The following is a 22,459-nucleotide window of genomic DNA, read 5'->3' on the forward strand; positions in this document are numbered from 1 at the left end:
AGCGTCCAACGTGTCGATGCAAAGTCCCGCAGCCCACATCGCCGGCAATGCGCCGGCAACGGAGGATCTTGGGCCGCTGGCCTGGGTTCTCGGAGAAATCCAGAAGTCGCTCGATGCCGTGGGCAAGACCCTGCGGCGCTTCTCGCGCGACGCCGCGTCGGCCCTGCCGGGTTCGGAGATCGACACCTTGCCGGTGCGACAGGCCCGGCAGCAGCTGCATCAGGCCGTCGGCGCGCTGCAGATGGTGGGCCACACGGCGCCCGCCCTGGTGCTGGGCGCGATGGAGTTCGCGGTCCAGAGCTTCGTTACCGAGCCGCTGCGCTGCAACGACGCCGCAGTCCAGAAGATCGAGCGGGCCGGCTTCGCCGTCGCCGATTTCCTGAACGCGGTGGTCGCAGGCAAGGCGGTTTCGTCCGTCGCGCTGTTCCCGCAGTACCGCGAAGTGCTCGAACTGGTCGGCAACGAGCGCGTCCACCCGGCCGATCTGTGGAACATGACCTGGCGCTGGGTCGAGATCAAGCCCGCGCCGACCCAGGCCGCGCTGGTGTACGACCCCGCCGTCCGCTCGAAGCTCGATCGCGAGGTCTTGCAGGTCGTCAAGAGCGGCGACGACCATGCGGCACGCCGGCTGCAGGCCTTGTGCCTCGGCCTCGGCCGTGGCGCCTCGGTGCCGCGGGTGGCGAGCTTCTGGACGCTTGCCGCCGGCTTCTTCGAGGCGCTGGCGCTGGCGCTGATTCCGGCCGATTCGCACGTCAAGCGCGCCGCATCGCGCGTGCTGCTGCAGTACGCGACGCTGGCACGCGGCGACAACACAGTGTCCGACCGCCTCGGCCGGGACCTGCTCTTCTTCTGCGCCCAGGCCGTTCCGGGAGCGAACGACGAAGCCGCCACCTTGCGCGCGGTGCGCGCGGCCTGGGGCGTCGCCAACGAGCAGAAGGTCGACTACACCGTCGAGCAGTTCGGCCGCTTCGACCCGGTGGTCCTCGCGCAGGCGCGCAAGCGCATCGAGACCGCGAAGGAAATGTGGTCGGCGCTGTCCGGCGGCGAGGTGAGCCGCATGCGGCAGGTCGTGGACACCTTCGCGCAGCTCGGCGAGTCGCTGCAGAAACTGCATCCGCCCAGCCTGCCGATGGTGCAGGCACTGAACAACGCGGTCGACGCCTCGGTCCGTTCCAGCAAGGCGCCCGGCACCGAGCTCGCGATGGAAGTCGCCACCTCGGTGCTGTATCTCGAAGCCGCTTTCGAGGATCTCGATCCGCAGGACCGGCAGCTCACCGCCCGCACCGTCCAGCTGGCCGGGCGCATCGACCGCGCGCGCGACGGCGGGCGCTCGGAGCCGCTCGAGCCCTGGATGGAGGAGCTCTATCGCCGCGTGAGCGACCGCCAGACCATGGGCACCGTGGTCGGCGAGCTGCGCAGCCACCTGGGCGAGCTCGAAAAATCGCTCGATCAGTTCTTCCGCCGCCCGACCGAGAAGAGCCTGCTGCGCAACGTGCCCTCGCAGCTGCTGCAGATGCGCGGGGTGTTCTCGGTGCTCGGCCTCGATCAGGCCGCGCAGACCGTGCAGCGCATGCGCGAGAACGTCGACCAGCTGCTGACCGAAGAGTCGCCGGCCGACGAGATCCGCGCCTTCGATTCGCTCGGCAACAACCTGGGCGCACTCGGTTTCCTGATCGACATGCTCAGCTACCAGCCGGCGCTGGCCAAGCGGCTGTTCGTGTTCGATGCGGACATTGGCGAACTCAAGCCGCTCATGGGGCGCCAGGCCGGCGATGCCTCCTCCGAGGCGGCTGCGCCCGCGGCTTTCGCAGCGGCATCCGGCCCGGTCGCGGTGACCGAGGCGGTCATGAGCGTCGAGCAAGTCGACGCGCAGATCGCCGCCAAGCTGGCCGCGCTCGCGACCCCCGGCGCGCGCAAGCCGGCGCCGTCGCCGATCGAGGAATTCAGCCAGGCGGCCACGAGCTGGACCTCCAAGATCACCGGCCCCGCGCCGCTCGAGGCGCTGCCCGACACCGAGGTGACCGAACTGGAGGAAGACGACCTCCAGAACATCTTCCTCGACGAAGCCCGCGAAGTCCTGCACAACGGCCTGGCGGCGGTGTCGGCGCTCGGGACGCGCCCGGACGATGAAGGCGAGCTGACCATCCTGCGGCGTGCCTTCCATACGCTCAAGGGCAGCTCGCGCATGGTCGGGCTGATGGATTTCGGCGAGGCCGCATGGTCCCTCGAACAGGTGCTGAACACCTGGCTGGCCGACCAGCGCCCGGCGACGCCGGAACTGCTCACCGGCACACGCAATGCGCTCCAGGACTTCGCCAAGTGGGTGGAAGCGATCGCCGCGGGCGGGTCGCACCCCTGGAAGTCGGCGCCTTTCCTGGCGATCGCCGAATCGCTGCGCACCGGCGAGCCGCTGCAGATCCCGGCCCGTGTCGCCGACGCCGAGGCGCTCGTTGCCGCCGCGCGCCACATCGCGGCGGAGTCCGCCGCCGAAGTGCCGCCGCCCGCGCTGGAGCCCGTGCCGCTGCCGGAGCTGCCCGATCTTCGCGATCTGGAACTCGAAATCGACCTGAAGGGCGAGGAGGACCAGCCGCCTTCCGAGGAGGCGGCAGTCGCGCCGGCCTCGGAGGCTCCGCGTTCCGACGACGGATTTGCATCGACGGACTTCCTCGACTTCGATGGCAAGCCCGAGCCGCCGCCCGAACAGTCCGTGGCGCTGGGCGACTACGAGGACGTCGATTTCCTCGAAACCGTCCATACCGCGCTCGAGCCCTCGCTCGTGGCGGCCGCGTCGCGGCCGCAGCCTGAGCCCGAACCCGAGCCCGCAGAACTGCCCGCGCTGGCGCTGGAGCCCGAGGTCGCCGCAGCCCCGCAGCCCGAGGCGGAGCCCGAACCCGAGCCGGCAGCAGAAGAGCTTCTGCCCGAGCCGCAAGTGGCATCCGCCCCCGAGCCCGAGCTTGCATTTGCGTTGAGCCTCGAGCCCGAAGTCGAGGCTGCCGCCGTGGCCGAAACGCCCGTCATCGAGGAGCCGCCGGCTGTTCATGACGAAGCGCCGCTCGAGTTCGCGACCGCAGAGCTCCCGCCCGCGGTCGTCTCAGAGCCGCCCGTCGAGGCAGCGCCCGTCGAAGCCCTTGCGGCAGCGCCCGAGGCGCCCCAGCCGGAACCCACGCCAGCGCCGAGTGCCGAGGAGCAGGTCAAGGTCATCGGCCCGCTGCGCATCGGCATCGCGCTCTACAACGTCTATCTGAACGAAGCCGACGAATGGTCGCGCCAGCTCGCGACCGAGGTGGGCGAATGGGCGCTCGAAACCCACGAGCGGGTCCCGATGTCGGCGATCAGCCTGGCGCATTCGCTGGCCGGCAGCTCCGCCACCGTGGGGTTCCAGAGCCTCTCGGGCATGGCGCGGCTGTTCGAGACCGCGCTCGACCATCTGCACACGCTGGGCCGCGGCACGCCGGAACAGGGCGCGATCCTCGTCGCCGCCGCGGAGGAACAACGGCGCCTGCTGCACCAGTTCGCGGCCGGATTCCTGCGCGACCCGGCTGAAGACACGCTGGAGGCGCTGCGCAACGTCGCCGCCTCGCAACTGCCGCCCCCGGAAGCGGTCGTCGAGCCTGCCGCCGCGCCGCTTCACCTGGTGCGCGATGCCGGGTCGGATGTGTTGCTCGACGATGCCGACGAAGGCTCCGACGTCGTCGATGCGGTCGACATGGACCTGTTCCCGATCTTCGAGGAAGAGGCGGGCGACCTGCTGCCGCAGCTCGGCGCCGCGTTGCGCGATTGGGCGCAGAACCCCGACAACAGGGCTGCGCGCAGCAGCGCGCTGCGCACGCTGCACACGCTGAAGGGCAGTGCGCGCCTGGCCGGCGCCATGCGCCTGGGCGAGCGCGCCCATCGCATGGAATCGGACATCGAGGCGATCGGTTCCGAGGGCGCCGACCGGCAGGCGATCGAGCAGCTGCTCACGCGCTTCGACGCCCTGCAGGCCAACTTCGATGCGCTGCGGGCCGCGGACGATGCGACGCAGGCCGAGCTGGTCCAGCTTGCCGCCACGCCCGTCACGTCTGTCACGCCGGTCGTCACCGTGGCCGCGCCGGAAGCGGAAGCCCCGGCGACCCCACCGGTGGTCGAGGCGGCCGCGCCCGAGCACGATGCGGTGCCGGCTGCCGCCGAGCCGATACCGGTCGAGCAAGCGACCCCCGCAGAGCCGCTCGTGGCGCGCGCGGCGGTCGCGATGCCTTCGCCCTCGGTGCTCACGCCGCTGCGCGCGGTGTCGAGCCAGGCGGTGCGCATCCGCACGCACCTGCTCGATCGCCTGGTGGCCCAGGCGGGCGAAGTCATCATCACGCGCTCGCGCCTCGAGGCCGAACTGGGGCAGTTGCGCAGTTCGCTCGCGGATCTCACGGGCAACCTCGACCGCCTGCGCCAGCAGCTGCGCGACATCGAGCTGCAGGCCGAAAGCCAGATGCAGTCCCGCCTCGCGCAGGCCAAGGATTCGCAGCAGGGCTTCGATCCGCTCGAGTTCGATCGCTTCACCCGCGTGCAGGAACTCACCCGCATGATGGCCGAGTCGGTCAACGACGTGGCGACCGTGCAGCGCACGCTCCAGAAGACCGTGCAGGCGACCGAGGACGACCTGAGCGCGCAGGCGCGCCAGACGCGCGAACTGCAGCGCGGCCTGCTGCGCACGCGCATGGTGGAATTCGAGGGCATTTCCGACCGCCTGTATCGCGTGGTGCGCCAGGCCTCGAAGGACACCGGCAAGCAGGTACGGCTCGACATCACTGGCGGCTCGATCGAGATGGATCGCGGCGTCCTCGAACGGATGACGCCGGCCTTCGAGCATCTGCTGCGCAACTGCGTGGCGCACGGCATCGAGGATGCGGCGGTGCGCGAAAAGGCCGGCAAGGATCCGAGCGGCCTGATCGTCATCGAGCTGCACCAGGAAGGCAATGACGTCTCGGTGAGCTTCCAGGACGACGGCGGCGGCCTCAAGTACGACCGGATCGTCGCCCGTGCGCGCTCGCTCGGCCTCGTCGCCGAGGGCCAGCAGATCAGCGACCAGGAGGCGGCGGAGCTGATCTATCAGCCCGGCTTCTCGACCGCCGAGCAGGTCTCCGAACTGGCGGGCCGCGGCATCGGCATGGACGTGGTGCGCGCGCAGGTCGCCGGCCTCGGCGGCCGCATCGAGACCCACAGCAAGCCGGGGCAGGGGACCACCTTCAAGCTGGTGCTGCCGCTCACGACGGCGGTGACGCACGTGGTGATGATGCGCGCCGGCGCGGTCAACATCGGCGTGCCTTCCAACCTCGTCGAACTGGTGCTGCGCGCCGGTGCATCGGAGCTCGAGAAGGCCTATCTGGACAGCCACTACCCGTTCGGCGGTGAGGAAGTGCCGTTCTACTGGGCCGGTGCGCTGCTGCAGTCGTCTCCGGGCAGCGAACGCGCGCCGGGCAAGGCGAACACGATCGTCGTCGTCCGAAGCGCGGCGCAGCGCGTGGCGCTGCACGTGGACGAAGTGCTGGGCAACCAGGAAGTCGTGGTCAAGAACCTCGGTCCGCAGCTTTCGCGGCTGCCGGGCATGGCGGCGATCTCGGTGCTCGCATCGGGTGCGGTCGCGCTGATCTACAACCCGGTGGCGCTGGCCTCGGTCCATGGCGAGAAGGCGCGCAGCTTCCAGGCTGCAGCGGGCCGCGCCGTCGCGACCCGGGACACGGGCGGTGCCCAGCCGACGGCACCGGTCGCCCACGCGCCGTCGCAGGTGCCGCTGGTGCTGGTGGTGGACGACTCGATCACCGTGCGGCGCGTCACGCAGCGTCTGCTGCAGCGCGAAGGCTATCGGGTCGCGCTGGCGGCGGATGGCCTGCAGGCACTCGAACGGCTGCAGCAGGAGCGCCCCGCGGTCGTGCTGTCGGACATCGAGATGCCGCGCATGGATGGCTTCGACCTCGCGCGCAACATCCGCGCGGACGCTTCGCTGGCCGACCTGCCGATCATCATGATCACCTCGCGCATCGCCGAGAAGCACCACGACCACGCGCGTGCGCTGGGCGTGAATCACTACCTCGGCAAGCCGTATTCGGAAGAGGAGCTGCTGCGACTGGTGCGCAGCTACACGGGCGTGGAGCTGCCCGTGGCGCTCGTGGCCTGATCGACGTGGCGGGGGGCGCTAGCGCGAATCGCGCTGCGCCTCCTTCACCACCGCATAGCGCAGGAGCGTGCGCTCCCGCGCTTCGGCGTGGTCGACGATCGGCTTGGGGTAGTTCTCGCCGAGTCTGACGCCGGCCGCTTCCAGCTCCAGCGGCGCTGCCGTCCAGGGCGCATGGATCGCCGCATTGGACAGGTTGGAAAGCTGCGGCAGATAGCGCCGGATGAACCTGCCTTCGGGGTCGAACTTCTCGCTCTGCGTGACGGGGTTGAAGATCCTGAAGTACGGCTGGGCGACGCAGCCGCTCGAACTCGCCCATTGCCAGTTGCCGTTGTTCGACGACAGCTCGAAGTCGTTGAGATGGAGCTCGAAGTAGCGCTCGCCGCGCCGCCAGTCGAGCCCGAGGTCCTTGCACAGGAAACTCGCGACCACCATGCGCAGCCGGTTGTGCATGTAGCCGGTCTGGTTGATCTGCGCCATCGCGGCATCGACGAGCGGGTAGCCGGTCCGGCCCTCGCACCAGGCGTGAAAGAGCAGGTCGGCGTGCTTGCCGTGGTGCCACTGGATCCGGTCGAACTCGGGCCTGAAGCTGCGCCGCTTGCCGCCTTCCACCATGTGGGGATGGTGCGCCAGGATCTGGAAGTAGAAGTCGCGCCAGATCAGTTCGCCGAGCCAGCTCGCGCCACCCGGGTCGCCCTGTTGCGCCAACTGGTGCGCCGCGCCCGCGAGTTGCCGGATCGACACGGTGCCGAAGCGCAGGTGGATGCCCAGGTAGCTCGGCCCGCGCACCGAGGGGAAGTCGCGCGCGTCGTGGTAGCGGTCGATGCGCCGGGAGAAGTCGTCGAACAGCGCCGAGCCGCCCTGGCTGCCGGTGGGAATCTCCAGTTCGGCGAGATTGGTTTTCTCGAAGCCGAGCTGCGCCAGCTCCGGGACCGGTGCCCGGTACTTCTCGGGCGCAGGGGCCAGCGCCTCCGCGTAGCTGCGCACCGGATAGGCCTTCAGGTAGAACCCATCGACCTTGGCGAGCCACGCGCGCTTGTAGGCGGTGAAGACGGTGTAGGGCTGCCCGAGCTGCGTCACCACCTCGTCGCGGTCGAAGACGGCCTGGTCCTTGTAGGTGTGCAAGGCGATCCCGGCATTCGCCAGTGCGCCCAGCACCTTGGCGTCGCGGTCCGTCGCCTCGGGCTCGTCGTCGCGGTTCGCGAACACCGCCTGCACGTCCAGTGCGCGGGCGAGCGCTGCGATCTCGTCTTCGGCGACCGCGTGCCGCACGATCAGCCCGCCGCCGAGCGTGCGCAGCTCTGCGTCGAGCTCGACCAGCGATTCGCGGATGAATTCCACCCGCCGGTCCGCGCGCGGCAGCGCATCGAGGATCGCGCGATCGAAGACGAACACGCAAACCACCTGCCGGCAGGCCCGCAGCGCCTGGTAGAGCGCCGCGTTGTCGTCGACCCGGAGATCGCGACGAAACCACATAAGCCCCTTGGGATAGATCTTGTCGACGGCAAGTAAAATCGGCGGCATGGCCTCTGATTCTGCCCCGATGAACTTGACGCATCATTTCCTGATTGCGATGCCGGGTCTGGAAGACAAGGCGTTCAGCCGCAGCGTGGTCTACCTCTGCGAACACAGCGAGCGCGGCGCGCTCGGCCTGGTGATCAACAAGCCCAGCGACATCAACCTCGGCGCGCTGTTCGAGAAGATCGAACTGCACCTCGCCAGCCCCGAACTCGGCAAGGCGCCGGTCTTCCAGGGCGGCCCCGTGCAGACCGAGCGCGGCTTCGTGCTCCACGAGCCGGTCTTCGCGCGCTCCGACAAGCCGAATGAATCCGTCTACGCCTCGACCATGACCATCCCCGGCGGGCTGGAAATGACCACTTCCAAGGATGTGCTGGAGGCGCTCGCCACCGGCGCCGGTCCGCGCAAGGTGCTTGTTTCGCTCGGTTACTCCGCCTGGGGCGAAGGCCAGCTCGAATCCGAACTGGCCGAGAACAGCTGGCTGACCGTCGGCGCCGATCCGGTCGTGATCTTCGACACCCCCGTCGAGCAGCGCTACGACAAGGCGTTGTCGCTGCTGGGCCTTCAGGCCTGGACGCTCTCGCCCGACGCGGGGCATGCATGAGCGCAGCGCTGATGCCTGACCGCGCAGCCCCTCCGCTTTCCGTTCCTTCCCACTTCCAAAGTTTTCTGGCCTTCGACTTCGGCCAGAAGCGGACGGGTGTCGCGAGCGGCAACCGCCTGCTGAAAACCGCGACGCCGCAGGCCACCATCAAGGCCGAAGGCGACGCCCGCTTCGCGAAGGTGGAAGCCCGCATCCGCGAGTGGCAACCCGACGCGCTCGTCGTCGGCGTGCCGCGCCATCCCGACGGTGCGCCGCACGACAACACCCGCGCGGCGCAGCGCTTCGCGCGCCAGTTGCACGGCCGCTTCAAGCTGCCCGTGTACGAGGTCGACGAGCGCTACAGCACCACCGAGGCGCTCGCCTCGGGCGCACGCGACGCCGACGCCGCGTCGGCCTGCATCATCCTTGAACAGTTCCTGAGGAGCCTTCCGTGAACTCCATCCCTGACGCCGAAGCGCTCTACCTCGAGTTGTTGCGCGGCGTGAAATCCCTGATGCGCGATGACACCCACCTCGTCGGCGTGACCTCCGGCGGCGCCTGGCTGGTCGAGCGGCTGCAGAAAGACCTGGGCCTGGCCGGTGCGCCCGGCGTGATCTCGTCCGCGATGCACCGCGACGATTTCGCGCGCCGCGGCCTCGCCGCGAGCGCGCAGACTTCGCTGCCCTTCGACGTCGAAGGCGCCGACGTGCTGCTGCTCGACGACGTGCTCTACACCGGCCGGACGATCCGCGCCGTGCTCAACGAGCTGTTCGACTTCGGCCGTCCGGCGTGCGTGCGCCTCGCCGTCATGATCGATCGCGGCGGACGCGAGCTGCCGGTGGCCGCGGACTTCGCGGCGCAGAAGCTCGAATTGCCCGCAACCCAGCTGCTCGCGCTCGCGCGATCGGATTCGGGCGCGTTCAGCTTCAAAGTGGAGGAGACCTGATGGACCCCCACGCTCATCACTTCGTGTATTCGCGGAGGCCTGATTAATGCTCTACAAGCGAAACCCGCAGCTCAACAAGAACGGCGAGCTGATCCATCTGCTCTCGATCGAGGGCCTGCCCAAGGACATCCTCACCCACATCCTCGACACCGCGGCCAACTTCACCAGCGTGAGCGACCGCGAGGTCAAGAAGGTGCCGCTCCTGCGTGGCAAGAGCGTGTTCAACCTGTTCTTCGAGAACTCCACGCGCACCCGCACCACCTTCGAGATCGCGGCCAAGCGGCTGTCGGCCGACGTGATCAACCTCGACATCTCGCGCTCGTCGGCGTCCAAGGGCGAATCGCTGCTCGACACCATCGCGAACCTGAGCGCGATGGCCGCCGATCTCTTCGTGGTGCGCCACAGCGAATCGGGTGCACCCTACCTGATCGCGCAGCACGTCGCGCCGCACGTGCACGTCGTGAATGCGGGCGACGGACGCCATGCGCATCCGACGCAGGGCCTGCTCGACATGTACACGATCCGCCACTACAAGAAGGACTTCGCGAACCTCACCGTCGCGATCGTCGGCGACGTGCTGCATTCGCGCGTGGCACGCTCCGACATCCATGCGCTGACCACGCTGGGCTGCGCCGAGGTGCGCGTGGTCGGCCCGAAGACGCTGGTGCCGGGCGATCTCGCGCAGATGGGCGTGCGCGTGTGCCACACGCTGGAGGAAGGCATCAAGGACTGCGACGTGGTCATCATGCTGCGCCTGCAGAACGAACGGATGAGCGGCGCGCTGCTGCCGTCCTCGCAGGAATTCTTCAAGACCTACGGCCTCACGCCGGACAAGCTGCAGCTCGCCAAGCCGGATGCGATCGTCATGCATCCGGGGCCGATCAACCGCGGCGTGGAGATCGACTCCGCCGTGGTCGATGGACGGCAGAGCGTGATCCTGCCGCAGGTCACTTTCGGCATCGCGGTGCGCATGGCCGTGATGAGCATCGTCGCAGGGAACGAGTCATGAGCAGCAGCACAGTCCTGATCACCAACGGGCGCGTCGTCGACCCGGCATCCAGGCTCGATCGACAGGCCGACGTGGCGATCGCCGACGGAAAGATCGTCGCGATCGGCAACGTCGGCAGCGACTTCCGCGCGGACCGCACACTCGATGCGCAGGGCTGCCTCGTCGTGCCGGGGCTCGTCGATCTCTCGGCGCGGCTGCGCGAGCCCGGCTACGAGCACGAGCGCATGCTCGAAAGCGAAATGGCCGCGGCCGTGGCCGGCGGCGTCACGAGCCTCGTGTGCCCGCCCGACACCGACCCGGTGCTCGACGAGCCGGGCCTCGTCGAGATGCTCAAGTTCCGCGCCGAGAAGCTCCAGCGCGCGCGCCTGTTTCCGCAAGGCGCGTTGACGCGCGCTCTGGCGGGCGAGGTGCTGACCGAAATGGCCGAGCTGACCGAGGCCGGCTGCGTGGCCTTCGGGCAGGCCGATGTTCCGCTCGGCAACACGCAGGTGCTGCAACGTGCGCTGCAGTACGCGAGCACCTTCGGCTACGCCGTGTGGCTGCGCCCCCAGGATCGCGACCTGGGCAAGGGCGTGGCGGCGAGCGGTCCGCTCGCGACGCGCCTCGGCCTCGCCGGCGTGCCGGCGGCGGCGGAGACGATCGCCATCTTCACCATCGTCGAGCTCATGCGCGCGACCGGTGCGCGCGTGCATCTGTGCCGGCTCTCGAGCGCGGCCGGCGTGGCGCAGGTGCGCGCCGCCAAGGCGGAAGGGCTGCCGCTGACCTGCGACGTCAGCATCAACTCGCTGCACCTGGTCGATACCGACATCGGCTATTTCGACAGCCGCGCACGGCTCAGTCCTCCATTGCGGCAGCAGCGCGACCGCGATGCGCTCTCGGCCGCGCTGGCCGACGGCACCATCGATGCACTGGTGTCCGACCACACACCGGTCGAAGCCGATGCCAAGACGCTGCCCTTCGCTGAAAGCGAAGCGGGCGCGACCGGTCTCGAACTGCTGTTGCCGCTCGCGCTGCAATGGGGCGAGCACAGCGGCGCCGGCCTGATGCGCGCGATCGAGGTGGTCACCGCCGCGCCTGCCGGCCTGATCGGCACCGACGGTATCGGCCGCCTGGCGCAAGGCGGTGCGGCGGACCTGTGCGTGGTCGACCCGGCGCACGAGTGGCAGGTCACGCCCGAAGCGCTCAAGAGCCAGGGCAAGCACACCCCCTTCGGCGGCTATGCGCTGCACGGCCGCGCGCGCTTCACGCTGGTCGGCGGCCGTGTCGTCCACGACTGAACCACGACTGAAAGAGCCAGCTCGCCCGATGCACGCACTCTCCGCCAGCCTGAAGCTGCTGCGCGCCATCGCGCATATCTCCCGGGGCTGGTGGATCATCCGCACGAGGTTTCCGGCGCTTTCGGTTGCCGAGCGCCAGGCGCACGTGCAGCGCTGGGCCGAGCGCATGCTCAACCTCTTGGGCATCCGGCTCAGCGTGCAGGGCACGCCGCCGGCGCACGGGCCGGTGCTGCTGATCTGCAACCACCTGTCGTGGCTGGACATCCTCACCATTCACGCGGCGCGGCATGTGCGCTTCGTGTCGAAGTCCAATGTGCGGCACTGGCCGGTGATCGGCACGCTGTCGGACGGTGCCGGCTCGCTCTACATCGAGCGCGAGCGGCGGCGCGACGCGATGCGGGTGGTGCACCACATGGCGGAAGCGCTGCAGGACGGCGATGTGATCGCGGTCTTCCCCGAAGGCACGACCAGCGATGGCCACACCTTGTTGCCGTTCCATGCCAATTTGCTGCAGGCGGCGATTTCCTGCGGCGCCCCGGTGCAGCCGGCCGCGCTGCGCTTTGCCGATGCGGAGTCCGGCGAGACGAGCTACGCGCCGCGCTACATCGGCGAGGACAACCTGCTCTCGTCCGTCTGGAACACGCTGAAGGCGCCGCCGCTGCTCGCGATCGTGCGCTTCGGCGAGCCCCAGTCCTCGCATGGCCGAGAACGGCGCGCCTGGGCCAAGAGCCTGCACGACGACGTCCAGGAACTGCGCCGCGAGCTGAAGTAGGCACGCGCTCGGTGCACCCAAAAAACAGCGCCCCGGGGGGCGCTGTAGAACGGCGCAGGGAAGCGCCGGGAGGAGGAATCGTCGCTCAGTGGATATTGCCCTTCATCGGCAAGAGTTCGGTATGCGTTTGAAAACAAGATAGGCGCTGCTCGTCGCGCCCGCTGCCGGAGAAGACTGGGGGACGGCGTCGGCGGGTGCCTACAGGGCGGCCTGGCGCGGCAGCAGCACGAGGTAGTGGTCGAGCATCTGGAAATGGTCGTCCAGAAAGCGATCCTCGCTCGCACAGAGCTGGTCGATCGGCGTCCAGCTCGCCGCCGCGGCATCGTCGTCCGCGCGGATCGGCGGCGGTTCGCGATCGCCCAGATCGAAGAAGAAGCCGTGCGTGATGGTGCGGCCGCGCTGGCTCCGGTCGGGGCGGTCGAACACGTCGTTACCTTTGAGGCAGGCTTGTAGCATCGCGTGCGGCACCGCGAGGTGCGTTTCCTCGTCGAGTTCGCGCAGGGCCGCCTGAAAAGTGCTTTCGCGCTGCTCCAGGAATCCGCCCGGCACCGCGAGCAGGCCCTTGCCGGGCGAGTGGCCGCGCTGGATCAGCAGCACCCTGTCGCGGCACTTCACCACGCAGTCGACGGTGACCAGGATCGGCGGATAGGGCGCGACGGACCACGCGATGTCGTACTCGCGCAGGATGGCCGCTTCCTGCCGCAAGGCCTCGAAGGAGGGGCGGGCGCTCCATTCGCGCAGGAAGCGGACGGTGCTCGCCGGCACCTCGCCGGAAATGCCGGCCAGCCCTTTCTCGGGGTGCTCGAACACGGCGCCGCGCAGGGCGCTCGCGCGCCGGATGGGCGTCTCTTCGGCCAGGTGCAGCGTCCAGTCCGGAAAGGCACGCAGGTAATCGCGCGTCGGATCGCGAAAGTGGCCGACCAGCACCGTCGATGCGGGGGGTGCCGCGTGGTGCTCCGCCAGGACCTGCGCGACCGCGCCGCGCACCGCGGCCACCCAGCGCGCCTCGTCGAAGTGATCGCGCACCGGTACGCAGAGGATGCGCGCGCGTTCGGATTCAGGGGCCGCGTCGCGCATCATGCGTGCGCACTCCTGCCAGTCGAAAGGCACTTTCGGCGAGCGCGCACCGAACGCCGAGCCGATCACGACGACGATGCGCGGCGCCAGATCGAGCGCCTGCGTGAGGAGCGAGAGATGACCGTTGTGAAAAGGCTGAAAGCGGCCGATGAGGACCGCGAGATCGTGAGGGCGGGAAATGGAAGCGGTCATGAGGATGCCAAGCATAGGCGCTCGGCCCATGCCAGTCCCGTGCCGGCCATCGGATGCGCGTCCCCGGCGCCGCCGTGCCGCGTCAGGAACGTTTCGCGAGCATCGCGCCCAGCGCGAAGACTGAGTTCGGCGCATTGACCGGTTGGGGCTTGACGCGCGTCGTAGGGAGCGGCAGGCGCCGCGCGCTGCGTTCGCGTTCGACCTCGACGCCGCGCGCGATCTGCTCGTCCACCAGGCTCTGCAGCGTGACGGTGTCGAGGAATTCCAGCGCGCGCCGGCTGACCGAGGCCCACAGCTCGTCGGTGGCGTGGCGGTTCACCGCACCCGGGAGCGCGGGTTGCAGGGGCCGGGTCTTTTCCTGGCCGTCGCCGTCGATCGCCTGGATGATGTTCGCCACGGTGATCTCGGCGGGCTTGCGGCTGAGCGAATAGCCACCGCCCGGGCCGCGCGTGGATTCGACCAGATCGTGGCGGCGCAGCCTGGCGAAGAGCTGTTCGAGATGCGACAGCGAAATCCGCTGGCGCCGGCTGATGGAGCCCAGGTTGACGGGCCCTGCCGAGCCCTGCAGCGCCACGTCGATCATGGCCGTGACGGCAAAACGGCCTTTGGTGGTGAGACGCATCGTTGATTCCTTCCTACTTGTTCCTGACGGGGTCGGCGGTCGGTCGCCGGATCGATCGCATCGCGCGCGCCGGCGCCGCGATGCAGGGGCTCGCATCGAGAAGACGAAGGCCCAAGGCCTTCGAGCTTGCGAGCTAGACGAGGAAGACGCTGCCGCGAGGCGGCCGCTTGGGCCGCTCGAGCGGGGGCAGGGGCGCGCCGAGCGGTGTCAGGCGGGGTGGCCACACCGCGGCGACCGCCGGGACGAGGAGCGGGCGAATGCCCGTGAGGAATTCGTTGAAGTCCCCGGGTTCGTCGAGATCCGCGACCTCGTCGCTCGTGTCCGCCGAGGATGCATCGTCGGCCGGGGCCTTGTCTTGCTGGATCGATGCCACCGTCGCCTTGCAGTCGTCCGCAGGGTGGACTTCGCCCGTCCTGGCTTGCGCGGCGGCAGCGAAGCCGAAGCAGCAAAGCACGAAAGCGATGAAAGAGGCGATGAGCCAGCGGGGCATGAGCCCCGGATTCTAGCCGCGCCTCCAGGTCGGGGCCGCCGCCGGGCGATTGCCTAATTCGTGGGCATCGTGTTCGGAGCCGCTCCAGAGGTCGATCCGATGCGAATCCAGTGCTGTTGTCCCCAAGCTTGTCCCCAGAGGAGAGGGAAAACCCAGGGCATTGGGGTTCGAGCGGACAAAAAGAAACCCGCCGAAGCGGGTTGAAACAGCCGGATGGTGGAGGGAGTGGAGGGGTCTGTGAAGACTTCCGGCTGCAGGACGGAGTTTGCGGGCCCATCTGGGAGAAATCTCGGAGTTCAGCCATGCGCCAGCAGCATCTTCAGGAAGGTGATGCCATTGCGCTGGCCTTTGTCCTCGTCGCAGTTGTTGAAGATGACGTGCTTGTTGCGCACCTTGTAGGCGATGCGCACCAGTTCGGCCGCGAGCTCTCCGAGTTCACGATCGGGGTAGTCATAGTCGAAGCGTTCGGCCGCGGTCTGCGCCGGCGCGTTGTAGGCCTCCATGTTCCGGCCATGCAGCCGCAGCAGCAGGTAGTCCGGATGCGTGGTCTCCCAGACGGCCGGAACGCTGTTGTCCGCGCCCTGGGGGCCATCGACGATGGTGTGCACCAGGCCATGCTCCCGCAGGAAGGCCAGGGTGCTCGCGATGCGCGCCGGACCCTCCCACCACGACCTGTGCCGGAACTCGATGCTCAGGGTGCAGTTGGGCATCCATGCGATGCAACGTTCGATATGCGCCATCGCTTCCCGGCTGAACTTCAGCCGCGGGGGAAACTGGAAGTGGACCAGCCCCAGCTTGCCCGCCAGCCGCAGCGGCTCAAGGGCTTCGACGAAGCGCTTCCAGAGCTCGGCCCGGATGTCTTCCGGCACGTCCTTGTAGTAGAGCTTCCGGTCCACCCCAAGCGCCTGCTGCAGGTCCTTGTGCATCACCCGCGTCTCGGTGAAGTGTCCGGTGAACAGGCGAAAGGCCTTGATGTTGAAGACGAAGTGATCGGGCGTGCGCAGGGCCCATTGCTGCGCCGTCATCGGCGTCGGGATGGCGTAGTAGCTGCTGTCGACCTCGACCAGCGGGAAGACCGACGCGTAGTAGCGCAGGCGCGCTTCGGGCGTCCTGCAGGCCGGAGGGTAGAAGCGCCCGCACTCGATCAGCGTCTTGTCAGTCCACGAGGCGGTGCCGACGAGGAAACTCATCCCGGCATGCTAGCGGCGGGGAGCGCCAGAGGGAACTCAGGCCCCGGTCAGGCCCGTCTGCGATGCTCGGCAATGACAGCCTTCCATGTCTCGGCTGTTTTGAACCCGCTTCGGCGGGTTTTCTTTTTGTGCGCCCAGCATGGGCGCGATCTTCGGGGTGGAAGTCCCCGGCCGAGCTGACCACAGTGAGGCAAGCGAAGCGCAACTGCGTGAGGGCGACCGAGCGTGGAAAGGAAGCGTGGAGCGTAAACCGTGAGTCGAGGTACACGAACCTCATCTGAGGCGCTGCCGAGCAGGGCGAGCAGGCAAAAGGCTGCGAAGCTCTTGTGGTCAAGGCGAGGTGGCGTAAATGGGGCGACTGTGCGGTGAAGGATCGCGTTCTTACCTGGGGAGATCTCGCCTTATGCCTGAAAGGGCGACGGGCTTGTCCGGAGCGAGAAGTCAGCAGCGGTCGTAGTAGTCGGGGCGACCTGACGAAGGGCCAAACGAGAAGGACAGTGACGAGACATGTCGCTCGGAAGTGAATCGCATCAGAAGCCCGCTGGTTCAGCGGGGCGCGTAGGCCGCGCACAGGGTGAAGCCCGGTGTGAGCCCGCACGTGATGAATCGCGACCGGCGCGGGATGAACAAACGCACTGGGGGCCAGAGGACCTGCTTGGGCAGGCGCTGGCGAAGCGCAACATGGCGGCGGCGTGGAAACGCGTCAAAGCCAACAAGGGAAGCGCCGGCGTCGATGGGCGCACGGTAGAGCAGACCGAGGGGTACCTCAAGCGCCACTGGCCTGACATCCGGCAAAGTCTTCTGCTTGGAACGTACCGGCCCAGTCCGGTGCGCCGCGTGCAGATTCCGAAACTGGGCGGTGAGTACAGGGAGTTGGGTATCCCTACGGTTGTTGATCGACTGATCCAGCAGGCCCTGCTGCAAGTGTTGCAACCGGTGATCGACCCTACATTCAGCGAGCACAGCTTCGGGTTCCGGCCCGGGCGCAGCGCGCACGGGGCCGTATTGCTGGCGCACAGCTATGTCCAGCAGGGATGCACGGTAGTGGTGGACGTGGACCTAGAGAAATTCTTCGACCGCGTGAACCACGACATCCTGATGGAGCGACTGGCCCGACGCATCGCCGACAAGGCGGTGCTGTGGCTGATCCGCAAATATCTTCAGGCCGGGATCATGGACGGCGGGCTTCAACTGGAGCGCCACGAGGGCACGCCGCAAGGCGGGCCTCTGTCGCCTCTGCTGGCCAACGTGATGCTCGACGAAGTGGACCGCGAACTCGAACGCAGGGGGCACAACTTCGTGCGCTATGCCGACGACTGCAATGTCTACGTCAAGAGCATCGCGGCGGGTAAGCGGGTGCTGGCAGGACTGCGGCGCTGCTACGCGAAACTGCGCCTGTCGGTCAACGAGGCCAAGACGGCAGTGGCGCTGGTTTGGAAACGCAAGTTTCTGGGCTACTGCTTCTGGCTCTCGAAGACCACAGGCAAAGTCCATAGGGATGTGGCGGCGGCAGCGCTACAGCGCTACCGTCAGCGGGTGAGGCAACTCACCCGGCGGCAGACCGGCCGCAGCTTTGATCAGATCGCCAAGGACTTGCAGGCATTCATGCCCGGCTGGAAGGCCTACTTCCGGTTGACGCAGACGCCCAGCACGTTCCGCGAACTGGACAGTTGGCTGCGCCATCGGCTCAGAGCGATCCAGTTGAAGTTCTGGTGCCGTGGAACGACCGTATTCCGGGAACTTCGCGCCTTGGGCGCTTCTGTCGATCTGGCCGCGCAAGTGGCTGCCCACGCCCGTCGCTGGTGGTATTGCAGCGCCAACCTCGTCAATCGGGTGCTGACCAACGCGTACTTCGACAACTTCGGCATTCCCCGGCTATGCTGACCTCAACTTCTCGAACCGCCCGGTGCGGACCCGCATGCCGGGTGGTGTGGGAGGGGTCCGGTCTTCGTGACCGGCCCCTATCCCGATTCGCGGTCCGCACGGGCCGTGTTCGGGCGGCCTTCAAGCTGCTGTCACACGCTTGCAGCAAGATGCCGGCCTTCGGCCCAGGCGACGGGCCTTGGCCTGGAGGATTCATGCGACGCGTCTTGCCTTTCCTGCTCTGCATTCTTGTCTTCTCGAACCCTGCCGAAGCCAGTCAACCGGCATGCAGCATCGAGTCCCAGACCTTCGATTCGAAGGACGTGCTTTGCATCATTCCGGCCGGCGAAGCGATGCAGCGACGCTTCGAGTTCATCGCGCGCTTCTCGGGCAGCCACGACGACACGAGGGTCAGCATCCGCCCGGCGCTGGGCGGTCAGCCGCTGACCTGCGAGGAGGGCAGCCGAAACGAGCTGTTCGGCGAGGACGGCGACGTGAGCCTCAACTGTCGCTTTGCCGTGCCCGCTGCGCAGCCGACCGAGGCCAGGCTCAAGGTCACGATCCGCTGGAGCCACGCCGAGTACACGGACTACGCGCTCGTGGGCCGCTGAGGATGGCGGTGCGGGCTGGTGCCCTCGACAGGAATCGAACCTGTATCTGAGTCTTAGGAGGACCCCGTTCTATCCATTGAACTACGAGGACGAAGGCCCGCAACTGTACCAGTTCAGTCGAACTTCAATGTGTAGATCAGGTCGATCCCGCTCGGTTGGCCGGCCTGTGCGCGCAGCGTGAGGTTGCGCGTGAGGTCATAGAAGACGAACAGCGTGCCGAGCGTGCCCGCGAGGCTGCGTTCGTAGGTGACGTAGAAGTCGCGCGCGATGCGCTTGCCGACGGTGACGGACGAGTCGCGCACCTCGCTGCCGTTGCTCGGGCCGCGGAAGCCGATTTCGTCGAGTCCGAAGCGGCTCGCCAGCCCGCCCCCGGTGCCGCCGCTGCCCAGGCCGCCGAGCAGCGCCAGCGCGGCCTGCTGCAGGACGGCCGACTCGTTGCCGCTGGTCGCGGAGCCGCGTCCCAGCACCAGCCATGAAAGCGTTTCCTGATCGGAGAGCTGGGGCTCCGAGTACAGGCGCACGCGCGGCGATTGCGCCGTGCCGGTGATGGCGACGCCGACGCGCTGCTGGATGTTCGGCCGGATCGCCAGGATGTCGAGCTGCGGGTTGTCGATGGGCCCGTTGAACCGGGCGATGCCGGTCTCGATGTTGAGTTGCTGCCCGTAGGCGCGGTACTGCCCGGCGACGGTGCGCACTTCGCCGGTCACGCGCGGCGGGGCGTCCAGTGCGGTGCCCTGGATGTTGAGCTTGCCGGCCAGGCGCGTGGTGATGCCGCGGCCCTGGACCGCGAAGTCCTCGCCGAGGTCGAAGCTCACCATCACGTCCGGCGGCTTCGCGGTCTGCGGCCGGGCGCCGAGGCGTTCGGTCGCTTCGGCGGCGCGTTCGGCATCTTCCTTCGCTTCGCGGTCGCGCACCGCCGAGCGGACCACGACGTCGCTGCCGAGGCTGGGCGCGGTCTGGTCCGGGAGGATGATGACGGCGCGATCGGTGCGCAGATCGCCGCGCACGGTGAACTGGCCGTTGTCGAGCCGCGCCTGCACGTCGCCCGAGAGCGTCAGCTGCCGGTCGGATCGCACCAGGGTGCGCAGCGAGCGCAGTTGCGCCTGCATCGCCATCCGGATCCCGCTGCCGGCGCCCGGGGCCGGCGCCGGACCCCAGGACATGTCGCCGCGCACGGTGAGCGTGCCGCCGCCCCTCGCGGCTTCGCTCGCGGCGGTGCTGAGGTTGCCGCCCTGTCCGGGGATGCGGGTCTGGCTGCCGAGGCCGCCCTGGAGGGTGAACTCGTTGACCTCGACGTGGTTGCCGGCCAGCGTCGTGCGCAGGCGGCCATCACGCAGGTCGAGGCCGTCGACCAGCGCGCGCACGGCGAGCTGGTCGGCGGCGAGCGTGCCGTTCCAGCGCGGGTCGTTGCGGTTGCCTGAGAGGGTGGCATCCGCCTGCAGCGTGCCGGCGATGCGCCAGCCCGGCGGCGCGAGCATCGACCACACGCCGAGGTTGGGCATCTTCGCGCTGACGCGGCCCGCGAGCGGCGCGTCGGCGGCCCACTGCCAGCCGCCGGGCCGTTGCAGCAGGCGCGTGCTCGCCTCCACGCGGATCTGGCCGGCGCGCTCGCTCTCCCACGCCAGAAGGCCCCGGACCGTGTCGCCCTCGGCATCGAGGCGGAACTCGGCCTGCCGCAATCCGGCCGGCGTGCTGACGCCCGCGCCCGCCGCGTCCATGGTGATCTCGCTGCGCGCGCCGGTGCCGGTGCTGTGGACGCGCGTGACCAGCGCCGCCTCGCCGGCCTGCACGCGAAGGTCGCCGCTCTGGCGATTGATGCGCACATGGCCGCGCAGCGTGTCGGCGGCGTCGATGTCCCATTCGCCGTTGAACAGCAGGTCGCCGCTGAAGCCGATGCGTTCGAGCGTGTCGGTCTCGCCGAAGGCCTCGGCCCAGGCCATGGGCAGGCCCTGGAACTGGCCCTTGGATTGAAGCCGCGTCGAACGGGTCGCGCCCGAGCCGCTCTGGCTGAAGCGCAGCGGCTGCCAGTCGATCTTCAGCATGCCCGGCACAGGGCCGGTCACTTCCGCGCCGGCTGCCGATGCCTCGACTTCGAGGCGCGGCGCGCCGCCGTCGACCGAGCGGATGGTGGCGCTGAAGGCGCGGTTCAGCGCCAGCGTCCACGGGCCCGGCCGCGTGCTGTCCGTGTACTGGGCGCGGAAGGTGGCGAGCGCGGCGCGCCATTGGTTGGCGCGATCGATGCCGCCGCCGCCGCGCGCGTCGAGCGTGAGCTTGTGCGTGCCCGTGCTGGCTTCGCCCTTGAGCGCCACGGTGGATTGCGCAAGGCTGCCCGCCAGCTCGGCGCGGACATTGGCGAGGGCGATGCGGGTCGCCTCGCCCGTTTCGGTCGGCGCGAGCGCGACGTCGAGCTGGGGCACGGTCAGCGTGGCGTCGATCGTCGGTTCGGCGGTGCCGCGCGGGGCCGGCTCGTTCGCGGCCTGCAGGCGCCGCTGCACCGCCTGCCAGCCGCCTTTCCAGCTCGCTTCGAGCCGTGCGCTGCCCTGCACGAGCGAACCGCCGAAGCGCCTTTCCATTTCCGGCAGGGATTCGATCCAGCGCTGCAGCGCGGCGGCGTCATCGATCTGCGCGCGAATCTGCCCGCTGCCGCTCGCCGGAGCGATGCGCCCCTGCGCCTGGAGCTTGCCGCCCGGCACCACGAGGCGGAGGTCGCCGCTGCCGCCCTGTTCGGCCACCTGCACCTGCACGCGGCCCTCGAGCGTGGCGTGGCGGACTTCGACGCGCAGCGTCTTGAGGTCCAGCACCTGGTTCTGCCACTGGCCCTGCGCGATGGCCCGTTCGACGAGCACACCCTGCACGCCGGCGCCGCCTTCGGCACGCAGCGCGACGTCGAAGCGGATCGTGTCGCCCGCCTGATCGGCCTGGATGGTTCCGCCCAGCGGCGCGCCGCCGAGCTCCGAATGCAGTTGTCCGAGCTGTACGCCGAGCACCGTGGCGCGCGCCTGCCAGGGTTCGGGCGCGGGGCTCCAGCTCCCTTGGGCTTCGATGCGTCCGCCGCCGAGGTGCACGGTGGCTTCGGGCACCATCCATGTGGTGCCATCGTAGGCGGCTTGCGCCTCGACCTGCTCGACGGGCAGCTTGCCGGCATCCCACGGCCCGGCGATCGCGTTGCGGATGTCGGCGCTGGCTTTCCAGCTCGTGTTGTTCGCGCTGCCTTGGGGGCCGGCCTCGACGTGGCCGGTGAGGAGCGTGGCCGGCGCGTCGGGCCACAGCCGGGCGAGATCCACGTTCTCCAGTTCCGCCTCGGCGTCGATCACGGGCTGCGGCTGCCAGGGGGCGATGTGGGCCCGCAGCTGCGCGCGCATCGGCGCTTCGGCGCTTTCGTCGACGGGCTGCAGATCCGCGGCGACCGCGAGGCGGGCCTCCGCGCCGGACAGCGTGCCCGTCACGCTGGCATTGGCGAGCACGTCGAGCGGGGGGTTCTCCTGGGTGAGCGAGGCGCGTATCCGGCCGTTCATCCTGGCGTCGATCGCCATCGGCGCCGGCCCTTGCAGATCGACCTGCGCGCCGTAGTGGCCTTCGGCCACGTCCACGCCGGTGATCTCGAGGACGTGATGGTGCTCGCTGGTGTACCGGTAGCTGCCGGCCAGCCGGGTGGCCTGCAATGCCGGCGGACCGGTCCAGCGCAGGTCGTCGATCGAGAAGGGCAGCTCGATCTGCACCGGCAGCACGATCTGCTCGAGCGGCTCGACCGGCTTCTCCTCGGGCGTGCCGCGCCGCTCGATCACCACCTGGCCGGCGTGCACTTCGCCCAGTTGCACGCGGCGCTGCAACAGCGGCGCGAGCCGCCAGCCGATGCGCGCGTCGCTCACTTCGACCGCCAGCGTCGGGCCTTGCCAGCGCAGCCAGCCGATGCGGCCGCCTGCGCGCAGCGACCCCGAGACGTCGCGGCTTTCCAGCGTCTGGTCCGCAGGCAGCAAGCGTGCGGTGCGCGACAGCGCGAAGGCCAGCGATTCGTCCGTTCCCAGCCACCACCAGGCGCCGGCGGCCAGCGCGATCACCAGCGTCACCAGTCCGCCGATGAACCAGGCGAACCCGCGCAGCACGCGGCGCATGCGCGAGCGCTTCGGCGCTGCGGGCGGTGTTGCGGGCGTTTCGTCGGCCATG

The 22,459-nt window shown here is 68.9% G+C and carries 15 protein-coding genes and 1 tRNA gene; 9 read left to right on the top strand and 7 right to left on the bottom strand.

Annotation, left to right across the window (positions count from 1 at the left end):
• Positions 1-10: 10 nt before the first annotated feature.
• The gene (locus VAR608DRAFT_RS17665; RefSeq protein ID WP_088955238.1) at positions 11-6,148 is read left to right on the top strand and encodes an Hpt domain-containing protein; all 6,138 of its coding nucleotides are present in this window, start codon (positions 11-13) and stop codon (positions 6,146-6,148) included.
• A gap of 18 nt (positions 6,149-6,166) precedes the next feature.
• Here VAR608DRAFT_RS17665 and VAR608DRAFT_RS17670 read toward each other — a convergent pair whose 3' ends face one another.
• A complete protein-coding gene (locus VAR608DRAFT_RS17670; protein ID WP_088955239.1) occupies positions 6,167-7,669 on the bottom strand; it encodes a cryptochrome/photolyase family protein in 1,503 nt (500 codons plus the stop codon).
• Between VAR608DRAFT_RS17670 and VAR608DRAFT_RS17675 the strand changes: the two genes are divergently transcribed.
• From VAR608DRAFT_RS17675 to VAR608DRAFT_RS17700, 6 genes are read left to right on the top strand one after another with little or no spacing between them, the layout of a single operon-like run.
• Complete coding sequence (locus VAR608DRAFT_RS17675) at positions 7,668-8,267, top strand: YqgE/AlgH family protein (protein ID WP_088955240.1); 600 nt, start codon at positions 7,668-7,670, stop codon at positions 8,265-8,267. The two genes, VAR608DRAFT_RS17670 and VAR608DRAFT_RS17675, sit on opposite strands and share 2 nt — an antisense overlap.
• Positions 8,268-8,278: 11 nt before the next feature.
• A complete protein-coding gene (ruvX, locus tag VAR608DRAFT_RS17680) occupies positions 8,279-8,701 on the top strand; it encodes a Holliday junction resolvase RuvX (protein ID WP_088958835.1) in 423 nt (140 codons plus the stop codon).
• Positions 8,698-9,192: a bifunctional pyr operon transcriptional regulator/uracil phosphoribosyltransferase PyrR gene (gene pyrR, locus VAR608DRAFT_RS17685; protein WP_088955241.1), complete on the top strand. Its 495-nt coding sequence runs from the start codon at positions 8,698-8,700 to the stop codon at positions 9,190-9,192. Before ruvX ends, pyrR begins: the two co-directional genes overlap by 4 nt.
• Positions 9,193-9,238: 46 nt before the next feature.
• Positions 9,239-10,201: an aspartate carbamoyltransferase catalytic subunit gene (locus VAR608DRAFT_RS17690; RefSeq protein ID WP_088955242.1), complete on the top strand. Its 963-nt coding sequence runs from the start codon at positions 9,239-9,241 to the stop codon at positions 10,199-10,201.
• The gene (locus VAR608DRAFT_RS17695; protein WP_088955243.1) at positions 10,198-11,478 is read left to right on the top strand and encodes a dihydroorotase; all 1,281 of its coding nucleotides are present in this window, start codon (positions 10,198-10,200) and stop codon (positions 11,476-11,478) included. The genes VAR608DRAFT_RS17690 and VAR608DRAFT_RS17695 overlap by 4 nt, the downstream gene beginning before the upstream one ends.
• Before the next feature lie 28 nt (positions 11,479-11,506).
• Positions 11,507-12,250: a lysophospholipid acyltransferase family protein gene (locus tag VAR608DRAFT_RS17700; protein WP_088955244.1), complete on the top strand. Its 744-nt coding sequence runs from the start codon at positions 11,507-11,509 to the stop codon at positions 12,248-12,250.
• A gap of 198 nt (positions 12,251-12,448) precedes the next feature.
• On the opposite strand, the gene VAR608DRAFT_RS17705 is transcribed toward VAR608DRAFT_RS17700, so the two are convergent.
• The 4 genes from VAR608DRAFT_RS17705 to VAR608DRAFT_RS17720 all read right to left on the bottom strand — a co-directional run bounded on the left by VAR608DRAFT_RS17705 (position 12,449) and on the right by VAR608DRAFT_RS17720 (position 15,821).
• Positions 12,449-13,519 (bottom strand): NUDIX domain-containing protein, encoded by a 1,071-nt coding sequence (locus VAR608DRAFT_RS17705; RefSeq protein ID WP_088958836.1) that lies wholly within the window; start codon positions 13,517-13,519, stop codon positions 12,449-12,451.
• An 82-nt stretch (positions 13,520-13,601) separates the two neighbouring features.
• The gene (locus tag VAR608DRAFT_RS17710) at positions 13,602-14,141 is read right to left on the bottom strand and encodes an Rrf2 family transcriptional regulator (RefSeq protein WP_088955245.1); all 540 of its coding nucleotides are present in this window, start codon (positions 14,139-14,141) and stop codon (positions 13,602-13,604) included.
• 133 nt (positions 14,142-14,274) lie between these two features.
• Positions 14,275-14,631, bottom strand: a complete 357-nt coding sequence (locus VAR608DRAFT_RS17715; RefSeq protein WP_088955246.1) for a hypothetical protein — start codon at positions 14,629-14,631, stop codon at positions 14,275-14,277.
• A gap of 296 nt (positions 14,632-14,927) precedes the next feature.
• Positions 14,928-15,821: a DUF72 domain-containing protein gene (locus VAR608DRAFT_RS17720; protein ID WP_088955247.1), complete on the bottom strand. Its 894-nt coding sequence runs from the start codon at positions 15,819-15,821 to the stop codon at positions 14,928-14,930.
• A 507-nt stretch (positions 15,822-16,328) separates the two neighbouring features.
• Between VAR608DRAFT_RS17720 and ltrA the strand changes: the two genes are divergently transcribed.
• Together ltrA and VAR608DRAFT_RS17735 are read left to right on the top strand one after the other, a co-directional pair.
• Positions 16,329-17,705, top strand: coding sequence for a group II intron reverse transcriptase/maturase (gene ltrA, locus VAR608DRAFT_RS17730; protein ID WP_088955248.1), 1,377 nt, complete (start codon positions 16,329-16,331; stop codon positions 17,703-17,705).
• Positions 17,706-17,899: 194 nt separating this feature from the next.
• Positions 17,900-18,295: a hypothetical protein gene (locus VAR608DRAFT_RS17735; protein WP_088955249.1), complete on the top strand. Its 396-nt coding sequence runs from the start codon at positions 17,900-17,902 to the stop codon at positions 18,293-18,295.
• A 16-nt stretch (positions 18,296-18,311) separates the two neighbouring features.
• On the opposite strand, the gene VAR608DRAFT_RS17740 is transcribed toward VAR608DRAFT_RS17735, so the two are convergent.
• Positions 18,312-18,386: transfer RNA gene (locus tag VAR608DRAFT_RS17740), tRNA-Arg, on the bottom strand.
• Positions 18,387-18,408: 22 nt separating this feature from the next.
• Positions 18,409-22,458: a translocation/assembly module TamB domain-containing protein gene (locus VAR608DRAFT_RS17745; RefSeq protein ID WP_088955250.1), complete on the bottom strand. Its 4,050-nt coding sequence runs from the start codon at positions 22,456-22,458 to the stop codon at positions 18,409-18,411.
• Position 22,459 lies beyond the last annotated feature (1 nt).

This window comes from Variovorax sp. HW608, from assembly GCF_900090195.1.
Lineage (GTDB): Bacteria > Pseudomonadota > Gammaproteobacteria > Burkholderiales > Burkholderiaceae_C > Variovorax.

Coding starts and splice junctions, on each gene's coding strand:
- VAR608DRAFT_RS17705 (WP_088958836.1), bottom strand. CDS start 13,519: ATGACCGCTTCCATTTCCCGCCCTCACGATCTCGCGGTCCTCATCGGC.
- VAR608DRAFT_RS17690 (WP_088955242.1), top strand. CDS start 9,239: ATGCTCTACAAGCGAAACCCGCAGCTCAACAAGAACGGCGAGCTGATC.
- VAR608DRAFT_RS17670 (WP_088955239.1), bottom strand. CDS start 7,669: ATGCCGCCGATTTTACTTGCCGTCGACAAGATCTATCCCAAGGGGCTT.
- ltrA (WP_088955248.1), top strand. CDS start 16,329: ATGTCGCTCGGAAGTGAATCGCATCAGAAGCCCGCTGGTTCAGCGGGG.
- VAR608DRAFT_RS17675 (WP_088955240.1), top strand. CDS start 7,668: ATGGCCTCTGATTCTGCCCCGATGAACTTGACGCATCATTTCCTGATT.
- VAR608DRAFT_RS17715 (WP_088955246.1), bottom strand. CDS start 14,631: ATGCCCCGCTGGCTCATCGCCTCTTTCATCGCTTTCGTGCTTTGCTGC.
- VAR608DRAFT_RS17735 (WP_088955249.1), top strand. CDS start 17,900: ATGCGACGCGTCTTGCCTTTCCTGCTCTGCATTCTTGTCTTCTCGAAC.
- VAR608DRAFT_RS17720 (WP_088955247.1), bottom strand. CDS start 15,821: ATGAGTTTCCTCGTCGGCACCGCCTCGTGGACTGACAAGACGCTGATC.
- ruvX (WP_088958835.1), top strand. CDS start 8,279: ATGCCTGACCGCGCAGCCCCTCCGCTTTCCGTTCCTTCCCACTTCCAA.
- VAR608DRAFT_RS17700 (WP_088955244.1), top strand. CDS start 11,507: ATGCACGCACTCTCCGCCAGCCTGAAGCTGCTGCGCGCCATCGCGCAT.
- VAR608DRAFT_RS17745 (WP_088955250.1), bottom strand. CDS start 22,458: ATGGCCGACGAAACGCCCGCAACACCGCCCGCAGCGCCGAAGCGCTCG.
- VAR608DRAFT_RS17695 (WP_088955243.1), top strand. CDS start 10,198: ATGAGCAGCAGCACAGTCCTGATCACCAACGGGCGCGTCGTCGACCCG.
- VAR608DRAFT_RS17710 (WP_088955245.1), bottom strand. CDS start 14,141: ATGCGTCTCACCACCAAAGGCCGTTTTGCCGTCACGGCCATGATCGAC.